Genomic DNA, 24,203 nt, shown 5'->3' with positions numbered 1-24,203 from the left:
GTTCGCGGCGGATATTGAGTCAATCATCCGACAGCAGGAGCATAGGTCCACCACACGTCCAGGAGGTCCTTGCCGTGACGACCACACCCCAGGCGGTCCGCAGGGAATCCCCGCGGAAGCGCCGGCCGGCCACCCCGGCCCCGCCCGACCCGTCCGCCGGCCTGCTGCCGCAGCCCGAACCGGTCCGACTGCTGAACCCGGACGGCGCCCCGCTGCCGCCCCGCGCCGACTACCCCGAGCCGCCCGTCGAGGCGCTGCGCGAGATGTACCGGCGCATGGTCGTCGGCCGCCGCTTCGACGTGCAGGCCACCGCCCTGACCAAGCAGGGCCGCCTCGCCGTCTACCCGTCCTCGCGGGGCCAGGAGGCCTGCCAGGTCGGCGGCGTCCTGGCGTTGCGTGACGACGACTGGGTGTTCCCGACCTACCGCGAGTCGATGGCGCTGGTCTCCCGGGGCATCGACCCGGTGGAGGTCCTCACGCTGCTGCGCGGCGACTGGCACTGCGGGTACGACCCCGCCGCGCGTCGCACCGCCCCGCAGTGCACCCCGCTCGCCACCCAGTGCGTGCACGCCGCCGGGGTGGCCTACGGCGAGGCGTACCAGGGCCGGGACAGCGTGGCGCTCGCCTACATCGGCGACGGCGCGACCAGCGAGGGCGACTTCCACGAGGGCGTCAACTTCGCCGCCGTGTTCAAGGCCCCGGTCGTCTACTTCGTGCAGAACAACCGGTACGCCATCAGCGTGCCGCTGTCCCGGCAGACCGCCGCGCCCTCCCTGGCGTACAAGGGCGTCGGGTACGGCGTACCCAGCGAGCAGGTCGACGGCAACGACCCGGTGGCCGTGCTCGCGGTGCTCACCCGCGCGGTGGCGCACGCCCGGGCGGGCCACGGCCCGTACCTGGTGGAGGCGCACACCTACCGGATGGAGGCACACACCAACGCCGACGACGCGTCCCGCTACCGGGACGCCGACGAGGTCGAGGCGTGGCGGGACCGGGACCCGGTCGCCCGGCTGGAGACGTACCTGCGAGCCCGGGGCGTGCTCGACGACGCCGCGGTGGCCGCGATCGCCGAGGAGGCCGAGGCGTACGCGGCCGACCTGCGCGACCGGATGAACACCCAGCCCACGGTCGACCCGATGAGCCTGTTCGACCATGTGTACGCCGAGCCGACCCCGCAGCTGGTCGAGCAGCGCGAGCAGGTCCGCGCCGAACTGGCCGCCGCGGCCGAGCAGGAGGGGGACGCCTGATGGCCACCATGACCATGGCGAAGGCGCTCAACGCCGCGCTCGCCGACGCACTGCTCGACGACGAGCGGGTCGTCGTCTTCGGCGAGGACGTCGGCCAGCTCGGCGGCGTCTTCCGGATCACCGACGGTCTCCAGGCGCGCTTCGGCGACAAGCGCTGCTTCGACACCCCGCTCGCCGAGGCCGGCATCGTCGGCTTCGCCGTCGGCATGGCCATGTCCGGACTGCGACCGGTCGTGGAGATGCAGTTCGACGCGTTCGCGTACCCGGCGTTCGAGCAGATCGCCTCGCACGTGGCGAAGCTGCGCAACCGCACCCGGGGCAAGCTGAGCGTGCCGATGGTCATCCGCGTGCCGTACGCGGGCGGTATCGGCGGCGTCGAGCACCACTGCGACTCCTCCGAGGGCTACTACGCGCACACCCCCGGCCTGAAGGTGGTCACCCCGGCGACCGTGCAGGACGCGTACTCCCTGCTGCGCGAGGCCATCGAGGACCCGGACCCGGTCGTGTTCATGGAGCCGAAGAAGCTCTACTTCGCCAGCGGCGAGGCCGAGCTGTCGGCCCGCACCGAGCCGTTCGGCCGGGCCGTCGTCCGGCGCGAGGGCACCGACGCCACGCTGGTCGCGTACGGGCCGGCGGTGCCCGTGGCACTGGAGGCCGCCGAGGCCGCCCGTGACGAGGGCTGGGACCTGGAGGTCGTCGACGTGCGGACCATCGTGCCGTTCGACGACGGCACCGTCGCCGCTTCGGTGCGCAAGACCGGCCGGTGCGTGGTCATCCAGGAGGCGCAGGGCTTCGCCGGCGTCGGCGCGGAGATCGCCGCCCGGGTGCAGGAGCGCTGCTTCCACGCCCTGCACGCCCCGGTGCTGCGGGTGTCCGGTCTGGACATTCCGTACCCCGCGCCGATGCTGGAGCACACCCACCTGCCGTCGGTGGACCGCGTCCTGGACACGGTGGCCCGCCTTCAGTGGGACGACCAGCCCGACACCCGCTGGCTTCCGCAGGGGAGTGCCGCATGACCACCGTGGCGAACGAGCGGGTCTTCCTCCTGCCCGACCTGGGCGAGGGGCTCAGCGAGGCGGAGATCGTGCAGTGGCGGGTCGCCGTCGGTGACGTGGTGACCGTGGACCAGACCGTCGTCGAGGTGGAGACCGCCAAGGCGGTCGTCGACGTGCCCTGCCCGTACGCCGGTCGGGTCGTCGCGCTGCACGGCGCGGAGGGCGAGGCCCGCCCGGTCGGCCAGCCGCTGATCACCATCGCCGCCGACGGCGCCGAGCCCGCCGGGCACGCCACCTACCGCGAGGAGGAGCGGGCCGGCTCCGGCAACGTCCTCATCGGCTACGGCACCGGCCACGGCGGCTCCCGGCGGCGACGCCGGCCCCGGCTGGCGGTGGCCCCGCAGCCGCGTACGCCCGAGCCCGCACCGGCCCCCGCGGCGCCGGCGGCCCCGACCGCACCGGCACCCGCCGCGGCGCTGGTCATCTCCCCGATCGTGCGACGGCTGGCCCGCGAGCACGGGCTGGACCTGGCGACCCTGCGCGGTACCGGCCCGGGCGGCGTCGTCCGGCGGGCCGACGTCGAGGCGGCCGCCCAGGCGGCCACCGCAGCGCCGGCCGCCGTGCCGGACCTGCCGGCCGGTACGGAGGACCTGGTCATCCCGCTGACCGGCATCCGGAAGGCGATCGCCGACAAGCTGTCCCGCAGCCGTCGGGAGATCCCCGAGGTCACCGTCTGGGTCGACGTGGACGCCACCGCCCTGCTGGAGACCCGGGCCGCGATCAACGCCGCGACCCCGGACGCCCCGGTCAGCGTCCTCGCTCTGCTCGCCCGGGTCTGCCTGTCCGCGTTGCGCCGCTATCCGCAGCTCAACGCCCGGGTCGACACCGAGGGGCAGCGGATCGTCCAGTCCACCGGGGTGCACCTGGGGATCGCCGCGCAGACCGACCGGGGCCTGCTCGTCCCGGTGCTGCGGGACGCCCAGCGGCTCACCACCGCCGAGCTGGCCGTCGCCCTGGCGGAGACCACCGCGGCGGCGCGGGCCGGCACCCTCCCGCCCGCCCGGCTGACCGGCGGCACGTTCACGCTGAACAACTACGGCGTGTTCGGTGTCGACGGCTCCACCCCGATCATCAACCACCCCGAGGCGGCGCTGCTCGGGGTCGGGCGGATCGTGGACAAGCCGTGGGTGGTCGACGGACAGCTCGCGGTGCGGAAGGTGACCCAGCTCAGCCTCACCTTCGACCACCGGGTCTGCGACGGTGGGGTGGCCGGCGGCTTCCTGCGGCACGTCGCCGACTGCGTCGAGCAGCCCGCCCTGCTCATCGCCAACGTCTGACCCCGCCCGCCGGGTCCCGGCCGCCCTCAGGGGCGTCGGGACCCGCCGCGTTTCCTCCTCCACCGGACGGGAATCCGTCGCGCACGGTCACCGATGCGAGGAGTCAGTCGTGGGGTACCCGGACATGCCCACCACCGCCGGTGTACGCACGCACGCGGTCGCCGGCGCGCCGCTGCTGTGCGACGCGCGGGAGCACGGGCTGGTCGGGGACGGCACGACGAACGACCAGCCGGCGCTGGCCGCCCTGGTCGACCTGCTCGGTGACGCCCACGCCGCCGACGGGCGGGCACGTGTCATCCACTGTCCGCCGGGGGTCTACTCGATCCGGGACGCCGGCACGGTCTGGCGGACCGGGGTGTCGCTGATCGGTGCCGGGCCGGGCGCGACGAGGTTCGTGTTGAGCAACGCCGGCAACCGCGCCGACCCCACCCCCCTGGCCTTCTACACCGCTCAGTTGCACGGCGCCGACCGCGACCGGCACCTGGCCGACTGCACGTTCGCCGACTTCGAGATCGACGGCTCCGGCGTCGCGTCGACCGACTACAACCCGCTCGCCAAGGGCCTCGGCCTCCAGTACGTGGTCCGTGGGATGTTCCGGAACCTGTACATCCACCACACCGCTGCAACGGGTCTGGGCTGCGACTTCCTCCAGGACTGCCTCATCGACGGGGTGCTCGTCGCGGGCTGCGGTCGCCTGGACAACGGCACCCAGATGGGCGGCGCGGGCATCGGGATCGGCATCGGCGGCTGGGGCAGCGTCGAGCGGCTGAACATCGTCAACTGCAGCGCGGTGGGCAACGCCACCAACGGCATCTTCCTGGAGCTGCAGACGGCCGGTGAGCTGCGCCCGCGCGGCATCCGCATCATCGGCTGCCACGCCCAGGGCAACCGGTTCGGCATCTCCGACTGGGGTGCCAACGGCCTGATCGTGTCCGCCTGCACCATGACCGGGAACCTGGAGGCCGGCTTCCACGTCTCGGCCAAGGGCACCACGCACACCGCCGGACGGGCCGGGATCCTCAGCGACTGCGTGATCGACGGCAACATCCGCGACGGGGTCAGCATCGGCAACACCCCCGGCCCGTACACGGTGCGCGGGAACCGGATCAGCGGCAACGGCCGGTACGGCTACCACCAGCGCGACCTCGGCGGCGCGGGGGAGGTCGCGGAGGAGGTCGTCGTCGAGTCGAACGACTTCTACGGCAACAGCGCCGACGCGATCCGCATCGACCGGCCGATGCGGGACCTGTTCCTGGTCGGCAACCGGATCCGCAACAACGGCCGCCAGTGGGCGCCCGCGATGACCGGGAACGGGGACTCGGTCCGCTACAGCGAGAAGACCGTCTCCGACCGCCGGGCGACCTGGCCGCACGACGGGCACCGGGGCAAGGTGGTGCGGGTCGGGCGGGGGATCGCGGTGGTCGCGGCGAACGACGACACCACGCTGACCCTGGCCCCGATCCGCCCGGGCGCCGCCACCGGCTGGAGCGGCGCGGTGCCGCCACCCGGTACGGCCTACGAGCTGCCGTCGGCGCCGCCGGTCCGGGCCGGGATCACGATCGACGCGGCGGTCGACTCGGCGACGATCCGGGGCAACCGGGTGTGGGAGAACCGCGACCCGAGTGCCCAGGACCACGGCCTGTGGATCACCGATCGGGGCAGCTGCGTGGACTGCCGCGTGGAGGACAACGACTTCGCCGGCAACGCCGGCTCCTCGGTGCGGCTGGACACCCCGCCGATCGGCGGGCGGTGGGACCGCAACCACGGCGACGACCCGTCCTGACCGGTGGCGGTCCTGCGTCACGGTCGTGGGAACCGGGCGGACAACCCGCACGGTGCCGGCGCGGGACGAGCGGGCCGGGAGGGCGCCGTCGTGCCGAACAACGCAGCCCGTGCGGTCCGGCATACACGAACCCATTTCGGGGTGGACCCGGAAATTGTTCGCGTCATTGTCTCCCCGGTTTCGTGAAAATTGCACGCATAACTGCGCGAGGTAGAGAGAATGTGTCGGAGGGACACCAAATACGGGGGGACGCATCATGGAACTGAGGCGACGATTCACGCTGTTCGCGGTGACCGTCGCGGCCGCGCCTCTGGCCCTCGGTGCCTGCACCGCCGAGGGAAGGTCGGCCAGCCGGCCGGCGCAGGGCCAGGCCGCCCCGCCCGAGTTGACCGTCACACCCGCCGACCGGGCCCGGGACGTGCCGCTCACCGCCGAGGTGGGCACCACGGTCAGCCGAGGCCGGATCACCGCCGTGCGGATCACCGACGACAAGGGCGGCCAGGTTCGGGCGGAGCCGCGCGAGGACGGGTCGGGGTGGGTGCCCGCCGCGCCGCTGCAACCGAAGCGCACGTACACGGCCGAGGTGACCGCGACCGGCGACTCCGGTAGGACGACCACGCGGAAGACGACGTTCACGACGATGCCGAAACCGACCGGACAGGCCATCACCAGCACGCTCTATTTCGCCGGTAAACGGACGTACGGCACCGCGATGCCGGTGACCGTCGCATTCGACCCGCCCATTCCGAAAGAGGCTCGCGACGACGTCCAACGACGATTGTTCGTGAAGACGGATCCGCCGCAGCCGGGCGTCTGGTCGTGGGTGGGTGACGGTAGCCAGGTGTACTACCGCGCACCCGACTTCTGGCGACCCGGCACCACCATCAGCGTCCGGGCAGCCCTCGCCGGCCTGCTGATCGGCAAGGACAAGGTCGGCGACGAGGACCGGACCGCCACGTCCAAGATCGGCCGCCAGGTCGCACTGGAGATCGACAACGCCACCAAGCAGATGTCCGTCGTCCGCGACGGCAAGGTGGTGCGGAAGATCCCGGTGAGCCTCGGCAAGCCGAGTACGCCCACGTCCAGCGGCAACATGGTGATCATGGAGAAGCACCAGCAGACCACCTTCGACACCCGCGGATCGGCCGACCCCTACGTGGTCGACGTCGAGGACGCCCAGCGCCTCACCTGGGGTGGCGAGTTCATCCACGGAGCACCGTGGTCGGAGGGCGACCAGGGCAACACCAACGTCTCGCACGGCTGCACCAACCTGTCCGCCGCCGCCGCGGACTGGCTCATGGGCGTCACCCAGGTCGGCGACCTGGTGACCATCAAGGGCACCGAGGTCCAGTTGACCGAGGGCAACGGCTGGACCGCGTGGAACGTCACCTGGGGGCAGTTCGTCAAGGGCAGCGCGCTGCCGGTGCCGGCCGGGCTGGCGCCCAGCCCGTCGCACGCGCCGCACCCGGGCGCCGTCGCCGGTGGTTCCCCGGCGCCCGCGCCGTCGGTCCGCGGCGGCTGACGAGACCGTACGCACGCGGAACGGCCCGCCCGACGGCGGGCCGTTCCGCGTCGGTGCCGGTCGGGACCGGGTCAGGTCAGCGGCACCCGGGCGATGCCCGGCCCGGTCAGGCTGCCCAACCAGAGCCGGTCGCCGTCCTGGCGCACCCCGGTGACCATGTCGTACGCCCCCGACGGGCCGTGCAGGGTGCGCAGCACCCGCCCGTCACCGTCGACCAGCGCGACCAGGCCGTAGCGCAGCGGCTTCGGTTGCACGGCGGCCGGCAGCACCGCGACCAGCTGCCGCAGCCGGGGGTACGGCAGCAGCCGCTCGACCACCGGCACCCGAGGGCTGGGCAGCGCGATCCAGTACGTGCCGTCCCCGACCGGGGTCAGGTTGTCCGGGTACGCCGGCAGGTCGGCCAGCACGGTCACCGTGCCGTCGGGCAGGTCGACGCGGACCAGCCGGTGCACGGAGGTCTCCACCAGCATCAGCGCCGACTCGTCCGGGGTGAGCGCGATCCCGTTCGGGAAGTACAGCCCGTCGCAGACCACCTCGGTGCGCCCGCTGCCCGGGTCGTACGCGAGCACCCTCCCGTTCGGCCGGTGCTCCAGCAGGTCCCGCTTCCAGTGCGAGACCGGGAACCGGTACGAGCTGTCGGTGAAGTAGACCGTGCCGTCGCGGGCGATCGTCGCGTTGTCGGCGAGGTGCGGCCGCTCCCCGTCGCCGCTCAGGTCCCGCACCGTCCCGTCCGCGGTGACCCGCAGCAGACCCCGGTACGCGTCACAGACCACGAGGCTGCCGTCGCGGGGGTCGACCTCCACGCCCAGCGGGCGGCCGCCAGTCTCGGCCAGCAACTCCGGGCGGGTGCCGGCCGGCGCGTCGGCGGGCCACCACCAGATCCGCCCGTCCTCGGCGCCGCTGACCACCCGCCCGGACGGGTCGACCACCACGTCCTCCGGGCCGGCGGAACCCTCCGGCAGAGGCAGGAGCTCCACGTCGTCGAGCCGGGTGTCGGTGGGAGCCCACGGCCCGTCCAGGGGCGGCGGCACCGTGGCCGGCTCGCGGACGGGACGGATCAGGAGGGGCACACGGGAGCGGGGGGCGGCCATCCGCCCATTCTGACCCGCCGATGCGGCCCGGGGGAGCCCGCCGGCGTCAGAAGGCGAGGATGAGGGTCATGGCCGCGTAGCTGGCCAGCAGCAGCACCCCCTCGAAGCCGAGCCGACCCCAGCCGCACGCCTGTCGGACCAGCAGGCCGCCGAGCAGGACGGTGGTCATGAACAGCGCGCTGGCCGTGACGAACAGCTCCTCGCGCCCCGCGACGTGGTAGATCGAGCCACCCCGGTAGGCGATGTCGCCGACCACCAGGTTGAGCGCGTCCAGGCTGTTCCCGCCGATGACCGCGGCGATGGCCAGGGTGGGGGCGCCCCGGCGGACGGCGGCGACGGCGGTGACGGTCTCCGGGAGTGCGTTGACCGTCCCCATCAGGATGGCGCCGACGAAACCCGCGCTCAGGCCGGTGCTGACGACGATGCTCTCGGCGGCCAGGGCGATCAGCCAACCGCCGGCCGCCACGATCAGGCCGACGGCGACGAACCGGCTCCACAGCCAGGCGGGGCTGCGCCGGTCGAGGCCGCCGTGGGCGTGCGGGATGTCCGGCAGGGTCTCGGTGGTGGCCACCGCCTCCCACAGGGGACTGGCTCCCGAGCGACGGATGAGGTGCAGGCCGCCGATGTAGCAGCCGACCATGGCCAGCGAGGCGGGGTGCAGCCCGAGGACGGTCGCCCCCGGCGCGAAGCTGCCCAGCAGAGCGAGGGCGAGCAGGGCGACGAGCAACGTTCCGAACAGCATGTTCGGCAGTGACGCGGCGGCGTGTTCGAGGTTGACCCGGCGGTGGAACGCGTCGGCGACGGCGACCGCGGTGGTCTGGGCGGCGATCCCGCCGACCGCGTTGCTGTAGCCCAGCTCCGGCTGGGCCGAGGCGGCGGACACCGCCGTCATCACGATGCCCGACAGGGAGGTGGCCAGGCCGAAGAAGACCGCCCCGAAGAACGCCTCGCCCCAACCGGTCCGGTCGGCCAGGGTGTCCCCGAGGGTGACCAGGCGGATGCTGCCCAGCACGGTCAGCGCCCCGGCGGCGACGAACACGGCGATGCTCAGGCCCGGGGGCCAGGGCAGCGACGTCAGGTCCGGAGGCACGCGCGTGGTCCCGCTACCGGCGTCCCGGCGGAAGGCGTACGCGTCGATCGGCGGGGACGTCGACCACGTGCTCCTCCCACCGTCGCGCCGCCGGGTGACCGGCCCCCGCACCGGGCCGGCGGGGCGCCGGGGTCTACCCGCGCGGAGACGGCGGAAACGGTCAGCGGGTGGTGAGGCTGCCGAGCAGAACCGCCCGGGAGGATCGGCGGGTCAGGTCCTCGGCGACGCTGCCCAGCAGGCGGTCCCGGAGCCCGTGCCCGTGCCGGCCCACCACCAGCAGGTCCACGTCGTGCGTCTCGGCCGTCGCGAGCAGCGCGTCCGCGGGGTGGCCGACGACGACCTCCGTGGTGGGCTCGGGCAGGTCTGCGGGCAGGCCGCGGACCCGCTCGTCGAGCATCCGCCGGGTCGCCCGCTGCTCGTCCTCGGCATCCCGACCGACCCGGTCCGGACTGGTCACACTGACCAGCACCAGCTCACCGGCGGTACCGGCGAGGATCCGTGCGACGGCGCGCAACGCCCGGTCGGAGTCGGGGGAGCCGTCCAGCCCGACCAGCACCCGCGCGCCGCCGGTCCACCGCGGCCGGCCCGCACGGACGTCGACCGGGCGGGTCGTGGCGCGGCCCCGCTCGACGGCGATCGGGATGAACAGGGGCCCGAGCAGCGCGCCGACGACGTACCAGAGCAGGTGTGCGTGGCCGGCGCGGATGACGAACCAGGCGGCGGTGACCAGGCCGACGGTCACCCACACGGCGACGACGAGCAGAAGGGACCACCAGTCAGCCACGCGGGTGACTACCCGAGGTGGCCCTGGGTAAGCCCGACGCCCGGTCGTCGGAAGGGGGCACGGTGGGACACTCGTTCGTCAACTGGTCCGGCAGCCTGCGCATCGATGCGGGCGAGGTCGTAAGCGCACCCGGCGCACCGTCGAGCTGATCCTCGGGGTGGTCGTCGGCATCGCCGTCGGCGACCTCCTGATCGCGGCGAGTTCCTGGCCGCTCGCGAGCCGGTCGACGCCCGCGAGCGGGTGCTGCGGTCGGTGCGGGAAGCCGGTGCGGCGTGCCGTCAGGACATGGGCTTCTCCGGCACGATTGTCGTGTCCCAGTTGCGAACCGTCGCCAACGACATGCTGCGGGCCACCGGGATACCACGCGACGAGGCCCGCCGGATGGTTCGCCGTGCGGCCGTGGGGTACTAGGACGATCACCACGTCGTCGTCGAGGGGTGTGTCCCGGCGGTGGCGGTTAGGGTTGCCTCAGGTGTGCCGGGAAGTCTGGTCGGCGATGGATGACGCGTTCCCTGCCGACGAGGAGTTTTCGTGACCGACGCCGACCGGCGCCGCCCCAGTCTGTTCGCCCGCCGCTCCTGGCCCGAGACGAGCCGCATCTCCGGCATCCTCCGGAAGGAGACCGTCGGCGGGGCGCTCCTGCTGATCGGAGCGCTGCTGGCCCTGATCTGGTCGAACTCCCCCTGGTCGGAGAGCTACCAGGCGCTGCGGGAGGTCAAGGTCGGACCGGCGGCCCTGCACCTGGACCTGAGCCTGGGCAAGTGGGCCGCCGACGGTCTGCTGGCGATCTTCTTCTTCGTCGCCGGTCTGGAGCTCAAGCGCGAGTTCGTCGCCGGCGACCTGCGGGACCCGCTGCGCGCGGCCGTGCCGGTGGCCGCCGCGGTCGGCGGCGTCGTGATGCCGGCCCTGCTGTACGTCCTGATCGCCGGTGCCGAGGCGCCGCAGGGCTGGGCGATCCCGACCGCCACCGACATCGCCTTCGCCCTCGCGGTGCTCGCCGTCATCGGCCGGTTCCTCCCGTCCGCGCTGCGCACCTTCCTGCTCACCCTCGCCGTCGTCGACGACCTGCTCGCCATCATGATCATCGCGGTGTTCTACACCGCCGACCTGGCGGTGCTGCCGCTGCTGGGCGCGTTGGTGCCGCTGGCGATCTTCGGCCTGCTCGTGCAGCGGCGGGTGCGGTCCTGGTGGCTGCTGCTGCCGCTGGCCGCCGCGACCTGGGTGCTGGTGCACGAGTCAGGTGTGCACGCCACGGTCGCCGGCGTGCTGCTCGCCTTCACCGTCCCGGTGCTCCGCAGCGAGGCCGCCGGCGGCCCGGACGCCGGCCCCGGACTGGCCGAGCACTTCGAGCACCGCATCCGGCCGATTTCGGCCGGCGTGGCGGTGCCGATCTTCGCCTTCTTCTCCGCCGGGGTCACCGTCGGCGGCCTGACCGGTCTGGCCACCTCACTGACCGACAAGGTGGCGATCGGCATCGTCGTCGGCCTCGTCGTCGGCAAGCCGATCGGGATCGTCACCGCCACCTGGCTGGTCTCCCGGTTCACCCGGGCGGAGCTCGGCCACGGCCTCAGGTGGATCGACGTGCTGGGCCTGTCGCTGCTCGGCGGCATCGGCTTCACCGTGTCCCTGCTGATCGGCGAGCTGGCCTTCGGCCTGGGCAGCGACCGCGACGACATCGTCAAGGTCGCGGTGCTCACCGGCTCTCTGCTCTCGGCCGTGCTCGCCACGTTCATCCTGCGCGCCCGCAGCCGTCTCTACCAGCGGGTGCACGAGGAGGAGACCGCCGACCAGGACCAGGACGGCGTGCCGGACGTCTACGACGAGAACCCCACCGACCCGACCCGCCACTGAGCCGTGCCGCCGGCCCGACCCGGCCCCGAGTGGGGCCCGGCCGGGCCGGCTTCGCGTCCGGACCCGGCCGGGCCGGCTTCGCCTGTCGGGCCGGGCGTGGCGGGTGCGGCCCGACGGCGGCGGAAATCGCTCGGCGGCGCCCCCGGGCGCTGCTAGGGTGGGCGCCGACCGGACCGCGATCCATGCGGGGTGTGACGGTCGGTGTGACGAGGAGCAGACGTGGCAGGTGACGACGACATCTCCGGGTGATCCCGGAGTGTCCGGCCGGCGAGCAGGCGCGCGACAGCAGCGCCGCCGCGGCCGCGCCGTCGTTCCCTGTTCCCGTCCGCTGGGCCGCCCCGGCGCGCGCCCGCCTCACCCGCGAGGTCCCTGCCATGCCCGACGTGTCCGTCGTCTGCACCCACCTGTCCTTCTCCTGGCCGGACGGCACCCCCGTCTTCGAGGATCTTTCCTTCGCCGTCGGCGGTGGCCGCACCGGCCTGGTCGCGCCCAACGGCGCGGGCAAGACCACGCTGCTCCGGCTCATCGCCGGCGACCTCGCGCCCACCTCCGGCAGCGTGACGGTCGACGGGGTGCTCGGCTATCTGCCGCAGGACCTGCCGCTCGCCGGTGACCTGACCGCCGCCGAGGTGCTCGGCGTCGCCGCCACCGTCGACGCCCTGCGCGCGATCGAGGCCGGCGACGCCCGGGAGGAGCACTTCGCCACCGTCGGCGACGACTGGGACGTCGAGGAGCGCACCCGCGCCGAACTGGACCGGCTCGGCCTGGACGACGTCACCCTCGACCGCCGTCTCGGCACCCTCAGCGGCGGGCAGATCGTCGCCCTCGGCCTGGCCGCGCAACTGCTCCGGCGGCCCGACGTGCTTCTGCTGGACGAGCCCACCAACAACCTGGACGTCGACGCCCGGCATCGGCTGTACGCGGTGCTGGAGGAGTGGCGCGGCTGCCTGTTGCTGGTCAGCCACGACCGGGCGCTGCTGGACCGGATGGAACGCATCGCCGAACTCGACCGTGGTGCGGTGACCTTCTTCGGCGGCAACCACACCGCGTACGCCGACGCGGCCGCCGCCGCCCAGGAACTCGCGGAACGCAACGTGCGCTCCGCCGAACTGGAGGTCAAGCGGGAGAGGCGCGAGATGCAGCAGGCTCGCGAACGGGCCGACCGGCGTGCCGGCAACGCCGCCCGCACCATCAAGAGCGCCGGACTGCCGAAGATCGTCGCCGGCAAGCTCAAGCGCAGCGCGCAGGAGTCGGCCGGTCGGGCCGACCAGACGCACGCCGCCCGCGTCGACGACGCCCGCGCCCGGCTCGACGAGGCCAGCCGCGCACTGCGCGACGACCACGCGATCACCCTGGACCTGCCGGACACGGTCGTTCCCGCCGGACGGACGCTCGTCGTCGGTGCACACCTCCGCGTGCGCGAGCTCTTCGGCACCGACGGCCTCGACCTGACGATCCGGGGGCCGGAGCGGATAGCGCTGACCGGGCCGAACGGTGCCGGCAAGTCCACCCTGCTGCGGCTGCTGGACGGCTCCCTGCTGCCGGACTCCGGTGCGCTGCGGCGGGCCGAGGGCCGGGTGGCGTACCTGTCGCAGCGGCTCGACCTGCTCGACGAGGATCGGACGGTGGCGGAGAACTTCGCCGCGTACGCCCCGGACCGGCCGCAGGCCGAGCGGATGACCCTGCTGGCCCGGTTCCTGTTCCGGGGCCAGCGGGCGCACCTGCCGATCAGGGCGCTGTCCGGCGGGGAACGGCTGCGCGCCACCCTCGCCTGCGTCCTGTACGCCGAACCGGCGCCCCACCTGCTGCTCCTCGACGAGCCGACCAACAACCTGGACCTGGTCAGCGTGGGGCAGCTGGAGAACGCGTTGCAGGCGTACCGGGGGGCGTTCGTGGTGGTCAGCCACGACGAGCGGTTCCTGGCGGAGATCGGGGTGCGGCGGTGGCTGCGGCTGGAGGACGGGCGACTGGGGGAGGGCGATACCCGAGGTTGACGCCCCGTAGAACAGGTTTCGTGAAACCCCGTCGGGGCCGCCGCGGACGGCGACATCATGGCATCACGGACGCCGGTTCGTCGCGGACCGGTGAGCGGGGGTGTGTGACGTGCAGGATGTGGTCGTCGCGCCGTTGGATGTCGGGTCGGTGATGCCGGGCCTGGCCGAGCGCGTGTGGATCAACGCGCGGGAGGCGCCGCAGGCGGTGCAGTTCGTCCGCCCGGCGCCGGTGCACCGGGCCTGGCCGGGGCGGCCGCCCGTGCAGGGCGGTGACGTACCGGTCACCTGCGAACAGTTCCGCGACGACGTCCTGACCCTGGCCCGCGGCTTTCTCGCCGCCGGCGTCGGCCACGGTGACCGGGTCGCGCTGATGAGCCGCACCCGGTACGAGTGGACCCTGGTGGACTACGCCCTGTGGGCGATCGGGGCGGTGACCGTGCCGGTCTACGACACCGCCAGCCAGGAGCAGCTCGAGTGGATGCTGACCGACACCGGAGCCGTGGGCTGTGTCGTGGAGAACGCGGGACACGCTGAGATCGTCGCCGCCGCGCGGGCGGGCCTACCGGCGCTACGTGAGGTGTGGCAGATCGACGACGGCGATCTGATCGGTCTCGCCGGGCAGGGCCGCGGCGTCGACGACGAGCAGGTCGAGACGCGCCGCAAGCGGGTGACCGGCGGAGACGTCGCCACGATCGTCTACACCAGCGGCACCACCGGCCGACCCAAGGGCTGTGTCCTGACCCACCGCAACCTCTACTGCGACGTCACCGGCGCGGTGGCGGGATTGCCGCAGCTGCTGCATCCGGGCGCGATGACGGTGCTGTTCCTTCCCCTCGCCCACGTGTTCGCCCGCCTCATCCAGATAGGAATGGTGCAGACCCGGGCGACGATGGTGCACAGCGCCGAAGTCGGCGGTGTCATCAAGCAGTTGCGCAGGTACCGGCCGACGTTCGTGCTCGCGGTGCCGCGGGTCCTGGAAAAGATCTACACACGGGCCCGGCACAAGGCCGACGACGCCCACCGCGGGTGGCTGTTCGTCATCGCCGACTCGGTGGCGGTGCGCCACAGCCGTGCCATGGACACCCCTGCGGGCCCGAACCTCGTGCTGCGGCTGGCGCGGCCGGTCTTCGACCTCCTGGTCTATCGCAAGCTCCGCGCGGCGCTGGGCGGACGGTGCCGGATGGCGATCGTCGGCGGCGCGCCGATGGGTGAACGGCTGGGGCATTTCTTCCGCGGCGCCGGGATCACGGTGCTGGAGGGGTACGGGCTGACCGAGACGTCCCCGGCGTTGACGGCGAACCGGCCCGACGCGCAGCGGATCGGTACCGTCGGCCGCCCGTTTGCCGGGGTGCAGATCCGCGTCGCCGACGACGGCGAGATCCAGGCACACGGCGACGTGGTGTTCCCCGGATACTGGAACAACCCGGACGCGACGCAGGCCACGTTCACCTCGGACGGGTGGTTGCGCACCGGTGATCTCGGCAGTCTCGACGCCGACGGGTTCCTGCGCGTCACCGGGCGCACGAAGGAGATCATCGTGACGGCGGCCGGCAAGAACGTCGCGCCCCCGCCGATCGAGGAGGCCGTCCGCGCGCATCCGCTGGTCAGCCAGTGCATGCTCGTCGGCGACGGCCGCCCGTACGTGGCCGCGCTGATCACCATCGACGAGCAGCAGTGGCAACGCTGGCGGACACGGCACGGGCGGCCGGACGCGACGGTGGCCGACATGCGGGACGACGCCGCGCTGCGCCAGGAAATCCAGACCGCGGTCGACCGGGCCAACGAGGCGGTGTCCCACGCCGAGCAGGTCAAGACGTTCCGGATCCTGTCCGGCGACTTCACCGAGGCCGACGGGGAGCTCACCCCCACCCTCAAGGTCAAACGGGACGTCGTGGCGCAGCGCTACGCCGACGACATCGAGGTCCTCTACCACGGCCACTGAACTCCGGCGGAGCACCTAGTCTTGGGCGCATGGCGAGGTACTACGACGTGCACCCGGACAATCCCCAACCTCGGATCGTCCGGCAGGTCGTCGACCTGATCCGCGACGACGGTCTGATCGCCTACCCCACGGACTCGTGCTTCGCGTTCGGCTGCCGGCTGGGCAACCGCGACGGGTTGGACCGGATCCGCGAGATCCGGCGCCTCGACGAACGGCACCACTTCACGCTGGTCTGTCGGGACTTCGCGCAGCTCGGCCAGTTCGTGCACGTCAGCAACTCGGTGTTCCGGCTGGTGAAGGCGTCCACCCCGGGCAGCTACACGTTCATCCTGCCGGCCACCAAGGAGGTGCCGCGTCGCATGCTGCACCCCCGCAAGCGCACGGTCGGCGTCCGCGTGCCCGCGCACACCGTCGCCCAGGCGCTGCTGGCCGAACTCGGCGAGCCGCTGGTGTCGAGCACCCTGCTCCTGCCGGGCGAGGACGAGCCGCTCACCGAGGGGTGGGAGATCAAGGAGCGGCTGGACCACCTTCTCGACGCGGTCGTCGACGCGGGCGAATGCGGGAAGGAGCCGACGACGGTGATCGACCTGTCCGAGGCCGAGCCGGAGATCCTGCGCCGGGGAGCCGGCGACACGTCCCGCTTCGAGTGACCGGACCGGTCAGAACCGCAGCCTGCGCAGGTAGCGGTAGCCGACCTCGGCCGTCTGCTGCGGTGTCACGTCCGGAGTGTCGTTCTCGACGATGTACTCGAGCACCCGGTGCTCGCGGAAGATCCGGGCGAAGTCGATCATCCCGGTGCCCAGGTCGGCCATGTCGCCGGTGGACTCGTGCCGGTCCTTGACGTGGTACTGCAGGACGCGCTGCGGTGCCGAACGGATGACGTCCAGCGTGAAGCCCTCGGGATCGGCGACTCCGTCGCCGGAGTTGATGCCGCCGGTGACGGCCCAGTAGATGTCGATCTCCAGGTGGACGAGCCGGGGGTCGAGCTCCTCGGTCAGCACGTCCCAGGGACGCCGGCCGTTGCCGAAGTCGATGGTGAACTCGTGGGCGTGGTTGTGGTAGCCGTAGCGCAGGCCGGCCGCCCGCGCCGCGGCGGCCTCCACGTTCATCTGCTCCGCCCAGCGCTTCCAGTCGTCCTCCTTGTCGGAGTTCAGGTACGGCACCACCATGAACGACTGGCCCAGGGTGACCGCGTTCTCGATCTTCTGCTCCAGGCCGGCGGCGTCGGCGCTGATCCCGTCGTGGCTGGAGGTGGGCCGGATGCAGATGCCGTCGAGGAATTCCCGCAGCTGGGCGGCGGTACGGCCGAAGTAGCCGAGCGCCAGCTCCACGCGCGGATACCCGATCCGGGCCAGGTGGGTGAGGGTCGCGTCGTAGCCCGGGGAGCCCCAGAGGGCGTCGCGTACCGTCCACAGCTGGATGCTGATCTGCCCCGGGGGCACGCGGTGTCGGCGGCCCCGGTGCGCCTCCGCGTCCGTCACGCCGAGCCCGGATGCCAGCCCGACGCCCGCGAGCGCCGCCAGTGAACCGCGCAGCAGGCTGCGTCGGTCAACGGACTGCCGCAGCGCGGCCGCCCCGTCGAATCCGTAACACATGGTGGCTTCCTTCCGTCGGCCTACACGGTGGGGGACCGGACGCAACATCGTTACCGGGCCGACGCTACAAAAGACATAGCAACATGTCCATGGCTTCCATCGATGCCGGCCGGACTTTCCGCCGATGCTGACGAAAGTGTCGCGGTCGGCCCGCCCGGCGGTCGGCGTCAGGACAGCGAGCCGACGATCTCGATCGCCTCCAGCTTGGTGACCTGGCCCTCCAGTCGATAGCTCACGTCGGCCTCCTGCCAGATCAGCGTCGAGGCGGCCAGCCGCGCGGTCTCCACGCGTACCGCGCCGGTGCGATCCACGTAGCTGACTGGGTGCGGGTTTCCGATCCAGATGGCGCCGGTGCCGTCGACCTCCACCCATTCGGCCCCCGGCCCGCTGACCTGCTTCTGGAAGACCGGGTCCAGACGACCGTCGAAGGCGTCCAGGCGCACCGTGCCGCCGCGGTAGAGCAGCGTCACGACCCGGTGGGTCCCGGTCCCGTCGGGGTCGGCGACCTGCACCTGCTCGGGCGGGCCCAGCTTCGCCGGTACGCGGATCGGGAACCGCACCTTCCGCTGCGCCTCGTCGAGGGCGGCGGGTCGCTGCCCCGGCAGGGGCGACGGCACGCCGGGAGGAGGTGCCGAGTCCGGCGACGTGGCGATGACGATCCCGGCCAAGCGCAGCAGACCCGTCACGGCATCGGCGAGTGCGGCCCGCCCCGGCGGCAGCACCGCGACGACCAGCGCGACCAGCGCCGCCGCCAGGTAGGAGCGCCACCGACGTCGCCGGCGTACGCCCAGCCGCGCGCGTACCCGGGCGGTGACGTCGGGCGCGTCGGGCGTCTCCAGCCACGTGGACAGCTCCCGCAGTTCCCGGTCGAGGTCATCCATGGTGGACCTCCTGGCGGTCCAGCAGGCCGCGGAGCTTCGCCAGGGCCCGGGACGTCCGCGACTTCACCGTGCCCCGGGGCCACCCCAGCATCGTCACCGTCTCCTCCTCGCTGAGGTCGAGGAAGAACCGGCAGACGATCACCTCACGGTCCTTCACCGGCAGCAGACGCAGGGCCCGTACCAGCGCGGCGCGACGCTCGGCGGCGAGGACCGAGCCGACCGCCGCGTCCTCGGCGACCTCCGACTCCGGGTTCGCCGCCGCCGCCCGCAGCACCAGCCCGTCCCGCCGGCTGCGCGACCGGTGCAGGTTGCGGGTCTCGTTGGCCACGATCGCCAGCAGCCAGGCGCGGAAGGACGACTCTCCCCGATAGCGGGACAGCTTCCGATATCCCTTCACGAACGCCTCCTGAATGACGTCCTCCGCGTCGGAACCCGCGCCGAGCAGCACCGCCGTCCGGTACGCGGACGCGGTGTGCCGGGCGACCAGGAGTTCGTACGCCTCCAGGTCACCTGCCCGAGCGCGGGTGACGAACTCCTCGTCGTCCAGTGCACACCTCCGGTGGGACCACCCTCATGACACCGCTCCCGCCGCCCGGGTTCCATCGGTGAGAAGCGGAACCCGGCCGGGGCGGGCGGTGTCATCCGGACATGATGGCCAACAGCCCGATTTCGCGCCGTACCCTCCTGACCGTGCTCGCCGGCAGCGGCGCCGCCGCGCTGGTCGGCTGCGATCCCGGACGGCGTCGCACCGCCGTCCCCGCCACCCCGGTCCCCGACGCCCTCCTGGTCGAGGTCGACGGCGGGCTCGGCCTCCTGCGCGGCACCGATCGGCAGACGATGCCGCACGCCGTCGCCACCGCCGACGGGCTCGCCGTCTTCGCGACCGCACCCGAGGGCGCCGACACCGCCCTCTGGCGGGTCGACACCGCCACCGGCCGCACCTCGACCCGGGTCACCCTGCCCGGCCGCTGGGTGCCGCAGACCGTCTCCACCAGCGGTACGACGGTCGCGCTCACGTCGACCGCGGTGCACGTCACCACGGGACGGCCGGACGGACGCGCGGTGACCCCGGTGCTGATCGCCGACGAGACCGGGGTGCGACACCGGTTGGAGCTGCGCGGCAACTTCGTACCGGAGACCTTCACCGACGACCTGGCCGGACTGTTCGTCCTGGAGTGGCTCCCGGCGACCGCGCCGGACCGCTACCGGGTCCGCGTCGTCGATCTGGCCACCAGCACGCCCGGCCCGCTCTCCACCCGAAACAAGGCACCGGTCCCGCCCGGCGCCGAGGAGGAGATGCGCGGCGACGGACGCCAGGCCGTGCTCGCACCGGACCGCCGCGTCCTCTACACGCTCTACACCCACCAGCCCGGCCACCAGCACACCCGCGACCTGGTCAGCGGCCGGCCCGGCAACGTGCACGCCTTCGTCCACACGCTGAACCTCGCCGAGCGGTGGGCGTACTGCATCGACCTGCCGCACCCCTTCGGGGAGGCGCCCGCCGGGGGCCATGCCATGGCGATCACCCCCGACGGGAGTCGCCTGTTCGTCGCCGACGTCACGTCGGGCACGGTCGCGGAGATCTCCACCGAGGACCTGTCCGTACGCCGGACGGTCGCGGTGGCCGGTGGCGCCGGTGGCGCGCATGCGGTCGCCGACCGGGACCGGCTGGTCATCGCCGCCGGTCCGACGGTTCGTACGCTGGACCTCGCGGGCCTCGGCGTCGTCGCCGACCGGTCCGTCGGTGAGGCCGTTACCGGACTCGTGTTCAGCCCGGACGGCCAGCGTCTCTACGTGGGTCAGAGCGGAGCCGTGAGCTGGCACGATGCCGCTAGTGGTACGGAGCTTGGCCGTGTCGCCGTACCGGGCCTGGTGGGGGTGCACGGTCTGGCCGGGCGCGCCTGAGCGGCGGCGGCCACGTCATGGTCCGGGTTAGGTTCTGGCGACCGCGTGTCGATCATCGATGGTCGCCGACGACAGGGTGTCCCCTGAAGTCAGCGCTGTGCGAAGACACCGGGAGCGACAGGTTCGTACACGGTCTCGAGGCCGCGCTCGATCCGAATCAGGTCGGCCAGGAATTCCCGGGTCTCAGGGTCGGTGGAGTAGAGGATTGTCCCGCGCATGCCCCGAGTCAGCAGGACCTTGTAGGTGTTGCGGATGAGGCGGTCGGCCTCGTCGTCGCTCACCGATTTCCGGCTGCGGAATGCCGGGTCCTTCGACTCGTCCCGCCGTGTCACCAGCCGCCCATTTCGGGCCACCAGGTCGGGGCCGATGATGACGCCGGACCAGTCGTACTCGAAGCCCTGGGCGGTGTAGACGCACCCGACCTGACCGAAGCCGTTCGGGTCGGTCGCCCAGAAGGCACTGCCCGGCGCTTCGCCGACGCTGCGGTCGCTCTTGACGTTCCATGGCCGCGCCCAGCCACCCACTCGCACGTCGGGCACCAGACTGTCGTCCGGACGCGGGTCGCTCCACGGCCAGCAGTAGCCGGCCGACATCCTGGCCGTCTCGCCGACAGCCTGCTTGGCGGCGAGGAACGTTTCCATCTCCTCGGGCGTGCCGGCCAGCCGCAGGTCGAAACGACCGTCGCCGGTCCACACCGTCGGCTCCCCGCCGTCGAGGCCGAGCAGGTCCAGCACCCACTGCTCGTACGCTTCGCTGCCGCCGCAACGGAACTGGTCGTGCAGCGACACCACCTCGACCTCCAGCCCGAGTTGGCGGGCGTACGCGGAGATCACCTCGACGTTGCCCAGTTCACCCGGCTTGACCACCTGGTGCTCGTCGAGCAGGAAGACCGGCACCCGCGCGGCGGCGATCAACTCGTCGATCTGCGGCCGTGCCTTGTCCCGTCGGGCCTTGGGGGTAAAGCGGTTGACCGACGTCTCCCGAATCCGGTGCGCCTCGTCGCAGATGAGCACGTCGAAGCCGTTGCGCTCGGCGGACATGAAGCTGTTGAAGTATCCGAACAGGCTCTTGAGCCGCGTTGAACCCCGTCCCGCGTACCGTCGCAGGGTCTGAGTGAACGAGCGGGAGCCGGTGGCGTGCATGACCGCCCGGTTCTGGCGGGCCAACTCGCCGAGCACCGACAGGGCGATCACGCTCTTCCCGCTGCCCGGTCCGCCGGCCACCACCACGACCGATTTGCGGTCCGCGGCACGGGCGCGCTCCACCGCGTGCAACACCAGCTCGTACGCCAGGTGCTGCTCGTCCAGCAGCGTGAAGTGGTGTCGTTCCTTCAGTTCCTGCGCGGCGTACGTCAGCAGGTGCTTGCTCGGCCGGACGGAGCTGGTGAGGAACCGGTCGGCGGCTGCCGCGCCGGACGCCGGCGCGAGGTGCGTTCGCAAATGGTCGAGGAACTGCCCGCGCCGCTGCTTGGTGAAGATTCGGCTCTGCTCGCTCGGGCGGCGTGCGAAGAGGTCGTTGACATCGCGGTCCATCGCGTTGTGCAGGTACGCGACCCCCTGCACCGGGGCGCGCCGGCCATCGAGGATGCCGAGGAAGTCGGTGAGGTACTCGCAGTAGTCGCCAACCTGGACGCCGGGGTGCAGCCGGGGCCCCCGTGCGTGTTCGACCAGGACGAGCCGGTCCGAACCCTCGTACGCCTCGGCCTGGGACCACTGCTTGAGTTCGACGATCAGGTACGAGTCGTCAGCGGTCTTTGGATGGACACCGGCCAGCACCACGTCGACGCGCTTGCTGGTCAGCGGGAGCTGGTACTCGACCAGCACCTCGACCTGACCCAGCCCGGCGTCGGCGAGGTCCTGGCCGAGCACCGCGAGGCTGCGCTCCCAGGAGCGGCGTTCGCCGGGACTCACGGCATGGCCGATGTGCTCGACGATGCGGTCGGCGAGGGTGCCGTTGGTCGCGAGGCGGAGCAGACCTTCGGCGGAGGAGCGGAACGCTGACAACACTTGCCCCCGGGCAGCACGATGTGATCGTGCGCATGGGGGGCGTGTCCAGCCATGACCGGAAGCCCGTCGTTACGCGCTCTGAATTCCCTGGACTGTAGCGAAGAGATCAACTCTTCGCACGTACCCGCATCGGTTGGTGCTGCTCACATGGCGTACAGCATGTCCGCCGGGGCAGGGGTCCAGCGCCATCACCCGGCGAGCGCGACGATCGTCGTAGTGGTCACGACGAGGCGTGGTCGGCTCGAAGTCCATTCTTGGTGGTGGTCGTAAAGGCGGACCAGACTCCAGGCGTGAAGGTCAGCGCCGGACCGTTCGGGTTCTTGGAGTCGCGGACGGCGACGACGCCGGGGAGGTTGGTGGCGACCTCGATGCAGGCGCCGCCGTTGTCGCCGCTGCGGGTGCTCTTGCGCCAGGTGGCGCCGGTCAGGTCAGTCATGCCGCATCTCCCCGATGATCTGCTTGATCATGTCCTTCGATTCTGCCTCGCCGAGGGCCAGACGATCCAGGCCCGCCCACACATGCTCGTAGGCGGCCAGCTCATCGGGCTTGTCCAAATAGAGCGCGCCCGTCAACGACTCGCTGTAGACAACCGACGGTTCGGGAGCGGCTCGGCCGCCCTTGGTGGGCGGAAAGTCGAGAATCATGAAGGTCCCGGCGACGGCACCGGGCTGAGGACCGACTGCCAGCGGCAGCGCTCGGACGGAGACGTTCGGTAGGTCCGAAAGCTTGAGAAGGTGGTCGAGCTGGGCGGTCATGACTGGCGGGCCGCCAACCGTGCGCCGGAGTACCGCCTCGGATAGCACAGAATCCAACCGGGGTGCGGCAGGGAGCCGCCGGATGAGGAGCCCCTGTCGTTGGAGTCGAACCTGTACGGCCCGCTCCTGCTCCTCCTGGCTCAGCGTCCCGCCGAGGCGATAGAGCGCGTGGGCGTACTCCCTGGTCTGAAGGATCCCGGGGATCATCGATTCGTCGTAGCCCCGTAGGTGCGCGGCGACGGATTCCAGACCCACGTACAGCTCGAACCAGCTCGGCACCGCGTCCCCGTACGCGTGCCACCACCCCTTCGACTTCGTCTCCGCCGCCAAGCCGCGCATCGCCTCGGTCATCTCCGGCGACACCCCGTACAGCTCGCACATCGCCTTGACGTCGAGCACCCGGACCGCCCCCATGCCGCATTCCAGGCGCCAGATCTTCTGTCGGCTGTATTCGAGGGCCTCGGCCGCGGCGTCGAGCGTCACACCCGCCTCGTTGCGGAACTGTCGCAGCAGCCGTCCGAGCTGCCGGCGCGGCACTGTCGATCCCAGGTCCTCGGTCATCCGAACACTCCTTGATTCCATGACGCAACACTGCGTGACCTGCTCTTGCAACCTCTACGGGTTGCAGCAAAGAAAGTCAATGCACATCGGCGAAATTGCGGTTTGAAACGTTGCGCTTCCACAGCGGAGTGTCACAGGATGACCACAGCGCGGCGGCCGGGTCTTCCCCCGAACCGGTCGCCGCGCTTCCCGGCCGAACCCCTCGCTGAGCAGCCCGGATGGCGTACCGCTGATCGAAGCTGCGGTGTCCGGGCGTGGTGGGTTTGCCCGTGCGGGTAAGGGCGGGCGGGCCTACCCATCTACGACCAGAAAGGCAGGTAGAGGTGAGCGTCCGTAACCAGAGGCCGTTCCCGGCGGGCGACGGGACGACCTACCGCTCCCGCGCGTACCCCAGTCTGCTGCCGTGGCAGGTGCGCGAGGGCCGCTTCCCGCCGACACGCCTCGGACGTCGCGGCCTCAACCCCGATGAGGTGTACGCGTTCCTCGACCGGGTCGCCGTCGACATGGCCGCTGTCTACGACGCGCTCGCGCAGAGCCGGCGCGAGACCGCCGCCGTCAAGGACGCCTTGCGCCGCTGGCAGTCGGAGCGGGCCGAGGGTGGTGGCCGGTGAGCGGGCGGTACGTGATCCACCTGCCTGTGGTCGCCGCCGACCTGCCGGCCGCGCAGCGCCTGGCCCGGGTCGTCGGCCGCTGGATCACCGTGCTGCCGATGATGGACCCGGGGGAGATGACCGTCTCCGAGGAGGATGAGCAGTGCCTCCACCACCGCGTCTTTTGCGACCTGCGGCTGTCGGGTGGACGGCGCTGCATTCTCTGCGACGGCCACGACGGCGAGTGCACCCGCCGCCTGCGTCGTTGAGCGGC

General features: G+C 72.1%; 21 protein-coding genes. 12 read left to right on the top strand and 9 right to left on the bottom strand.

Going from position 1 to position 24,203, the window contains the following annotated elements; all coding sequences use genetic code 11:
- The first annotated feature begins 41 nt into the window (after nt 1-41).
- The 5 genes from pdhA (at nt 42) to ACTMSW_RS12890 (ending at nt 6,884) form a co-directional block, all read left to right on the top strand.
- The gene (gene pdhA, locus ACTMSW_RS12910) at nt 42-1,247 is read left to right on the top strand and encodes a pyruvate dehydrogenase (acetyl-transferring) E1 component subunit alpha (protein WP_441181057.1); all 1,206 of its coding nucleotides are present in this window, start codon (nt 42-44) and stop codon (nt 1,245-1,247) included.
- On the top strand, nt 1,247-2,263 hold the full coding sequence (locus ACTMSW_RS12905) for an alpha-ketoacid dehydrogenase subunit beta (RefSeq protein ID WP_441180816.1): 1,017 nt from the start codon (nt 1,247-1,249) through the stop codon (nt 2,261-2,263). The genes pdhA and ACTMSW_RS12905 overlap by 1 nt, the downstream gene beginning before the upstream one ends.
- Nucleotides 2,260-3,579 (top strand): dihydrolipoamide acetyltransferase family protein, encoded by a 1,320-nt coding sequence (locus ACTMSW_RS12900; RefSeq protein WP_441180815.1) that lies wholly within the window; start codon nt 2,260-2,262, stop codon nt 3,577-3,579. Before ACTMSW_RS12905 ends, ACTMSW_RS12900 begins: the two co-directional genes overlap by 4 nt.
- Nucleotides 3,580-3,703: 124 nt before the next feature.
- A complete protein-coding gene (locus ACTMSW_RS12895) occupies nt 3,704-5,362 on the top strand; it encodes a right-handed parallel beta-helix repeat-containing protein (protein ID WP_441181056.1) in 1,659 nt (552 codons plus the stop codon).
- Between the two features lie 256 nt (nt 5,363-5,618).
- Nucleotides 5,619-6,884, top strand: coding sequence for an Ig-like domain-containing protein (locus ACTMSW_RS12890; RefSeq protein ID WP_441180814.1), 1,266 nt, complete (start codon nt 5,619-5,621; stop codon nt 6,882-6,884).
- 71 nt (nt 6,885-6,955) lie between these two features.
- On the opposite strand, the gene ACTMSW_RS12885 is transcribed toward ACTMSW_RS12890, so the two are convergent.
- From ACTMSW_RS12885 to ACTMSW_RS12875, 3 genes are all read right to left on the bottom strand, one after another.
- Nucleotides 6,956-7,975 (bottom strand): SMP-30/gluconolactonase/LRE family protein, encoded by a 1,020-nt coding sequence (locus ACTMSW_RS12885; protein ID WP_441180813.1) that lies wholly within the window; start codon nt 7,973-7,975, stop codon nt 6,956-6,958.
- 46 nt (nt 7,976-8,021) lie between these two features.
- Nucleotides 8,022-9,065, bottom strand: a complete 1,044-nt coding sequence (locus ACTMSW_RS12880) for a sodium:calcium antiporter (RefSeq protein WP_441180812.1) — start codon at nt 9,063-9,065, stop codon at nt 8,022-8,024.
- A 160-nt stretch (nt 9,066-9,225) separates the two neighbouring features.
- Nucleotides 9,226-9,849, bottom strand: a complete 624-nt coding sequence (locus ACTMSW_RS12875) for a universal stress protein (RefSeq protein WP_441180811.1) — start codon at nt 9,847-9,849, stop codon at nt 9,226-9,228.
- 531 nt (nt 9,850-10,380) lie between these two features.
- Here ACTMSW_RS12875 and nhaA point away from each other — a divergent pair.
- The 4 genes from nhaA to ACTMSW_RS12855 all read left to right on the top strand — a co-directional run bounded on the left by nhaA (nt 10,381) and on the right by ACTMSW_RS12855 (nt 16,286).
- Entirely contained in the window at nt 10,381-11,700 is a 1,320-nt protein-coding gene (gene nhaA / locus ACTMSW_RS12870) for a Na+/H+ antiporter NhaA (RefSeq protein WP_441180810.1), read from the top strand.
- Nucleotides 11,701-12,074: 374 nt separating this feature from the next.
- Nucleotides 12,075-13,694: an ABC-F family ATP-binding cassette domain-containing protein gene (locus tag ACTMSW_RS12865; protein ID WP_441180809.1), complete on the top strand. Its 1,620-nt coding sequence runs from the start codon at nt 12,075-12,077 to the stop codon at nt 13,692-13,694.
- Nucleotides 13,695-13,803: 109 nt separating this feature from the next.
- Complete coding sequence (locus ACTMSW_RS12860; protein ID WP_441180808.1) at nt 13,804-15,636, top strand: AMP-dependent synthetase/ligase; 1,833 nt, start codon at nt 13,804-13,806, stop codon at nt 15,634-15,636.
- Between the two features lie 29 nt (nt 15,637-15,665).
- Nucleotides 15,666-16,286 carry an L-threonylcarbamoyladenylate synthase gene (locus ACTMSW_RS12855; protein WP_441180807.1) on the top strand — a complete coding sequence of 207 codons (621 nt, stop codon included), beginning with the start codon at nt 15,666-15,668 and terminating at the stop codon, nt 16,284-16,286.
- 9 nt (nt 16,287-16,295) lie between these two features.
- Here the strand turns inward: ACTMSW_RS12855 and ACTMSW_RS12850 are convergent, their stop codons facing one another.
- The 3 genes from ACTMSW_RS12850 to ACTMSW_RS12840 all read right to left on the bottom strand — a co-directional run bounded on the left by ACTMSW_RS12850 (nt 16,296) and on the right by ACTMSW_RS12840 (nt 18,560).
- Nucleotides 16,296-17,231: a sugar phosphate isomerase/epimerase family protein gene (locus tag ACTMSW_RS12850; RefSeq protein WP_441180806.1), complete on the bottom strand. Its 936-nt coding sequence runs from the start codon at nt 17,229-17,231 to the stop codon at nt 16,296-16,298.
- Between the two features lie 167 nt (nt 17,232-17,398).
- On the bottom strand, nt 17,399-18,112 hold the full coding sequence (locus tag ACTMSW_RS12845; protein WP_441180805.1) for a hypothetical protein: 714 nt from the start codon (nt 18,110-18,112) through the stop codon (nt 17,399-17,401).
- Nucleotides 18,105-18,560, bottom strand: a complete 456-nt coding sequence (locus tag ACTMSW_RS12840) for an RNA polymerase sigma factor (RefSeq protein ID WP_441180804.1) — start codon at nt 18,558-18,560, stop codon at nt 18,105-18,107. Before ACTMSW_RS12840 ends, ACTMSW_RS12845 begins: the two co-directional genes overlap by 8 nt.
- 200 nt (nt 18,561-18,760) lie before the next feature.
- Here ACTMSW_RS12840 and ACTMSW_RS12835 point away from each other — a divergent pair, with 200 nt between their 5' ends.
- Entirely contained in the window at nt 18,761-20,017 is a 1,257-nt protein-coding gene (locus ACTMSW_RS12835; protein ID WP_441180803.1) for a YncE family protein, read from the top strand.
- 89 nt (nt 20,018-20,106) lie between these two features.
- On the opposite strand, the gene ACTMSW_RS12830 is transcribed toward ACTMSW_RS12835, so the two are convergent.
- The 3 genes from ACTMSW_RS12830 to ACTMSW_RS12820 all read right to left on the bottom strand — a co-directional run bounded on the left by ACTMSW_RS12830 (nt 20,107) and on the right by ACTMSW_RS12820 (nt 23,339).
- Nucleotides 20,107-22,020 (bottom strand): DNA/RNA helicase domain-containing protein, encoded by a 1,914-nt coding sequence (locus ACTMSW_RS12830; RefSeq protein WP_441180802.1) that lies wholly within the window; start codon nt 22,018-22,020, stop codon nt 20,107-20,109.
- A gap of 223 nt (nt 22,021-22,243) precedes the next feature.
- Nucleotides 22,244-22,459, bottom strand: coding sequence for a DUF397 domain-containing protein (locus tag ACTMSW_RS12825; protein WP_441180801.1), 216 nt, complete (start codon nt 22,457-22,459; stop codon nt 22,244-22,246).
- Nucleotides 22,452-23,339 (bottom strand): helix-turn-helix domain-containing protein, encoded by an 888-nt coding sequence (locus tag ACTMSW_RS12820; protein WP_441180800.1) that lies wholly within the window; start codon nt 23,337-23,339, stop codon nt 22,452-22,454. Before ACTMSW_RS12820 ends, ACTMSW_RS12825 begins: the two co-directional genes overlap by 8 nt.
- Before the next feature lie 323 nt (nt 23,340-23,662).
- On the opposite strand from ACTMSW_RS12820, the gene ACTMSW_RS12815 reads away from it, so the two are divergent.
- Nucleotides 23,663-23,950: a DivIVA domain-containing protein gene (locus ACTMSW_RS12815; protein ID WP_441180799.1), complete on the top strand. Its 288-nt coding sequence runs from the start codon at nt 23,663-23,665 to the stop codon at nt 23,948-23,950.
- The gene (locus ACTMSW_RS12810) at nt 23,947-24,198 is read left to right on the top strand and encodes a hypothetical protein (RefSeq protein WP_441180798.1); all 252 of its coding nucleotides are present in this window, start codon (nt 23,947-23,949) and stop codon (nt 24,196-24,198) included. Before ACTMSW_RS12815 ends, ACTMSW_RS12810 begins: the two co-directional genes overlap by 4 nt.
- Nucleotides 24,199-24,203 lie beyond the last annotated feature (5 nt).

This window comes from Micromonospora sp. BQ11, from assembly GCF_052068135.1.
GTDB lineage: Bacteria > Actinomycetota > Actinomycetes > Mycobacteriales > Micromonosporaceae > Micromonospora.
Note: the sequence above shows the minus strand (reverse complement) of the source record. Positions and strands in the feature narration are given on the sequence as shown.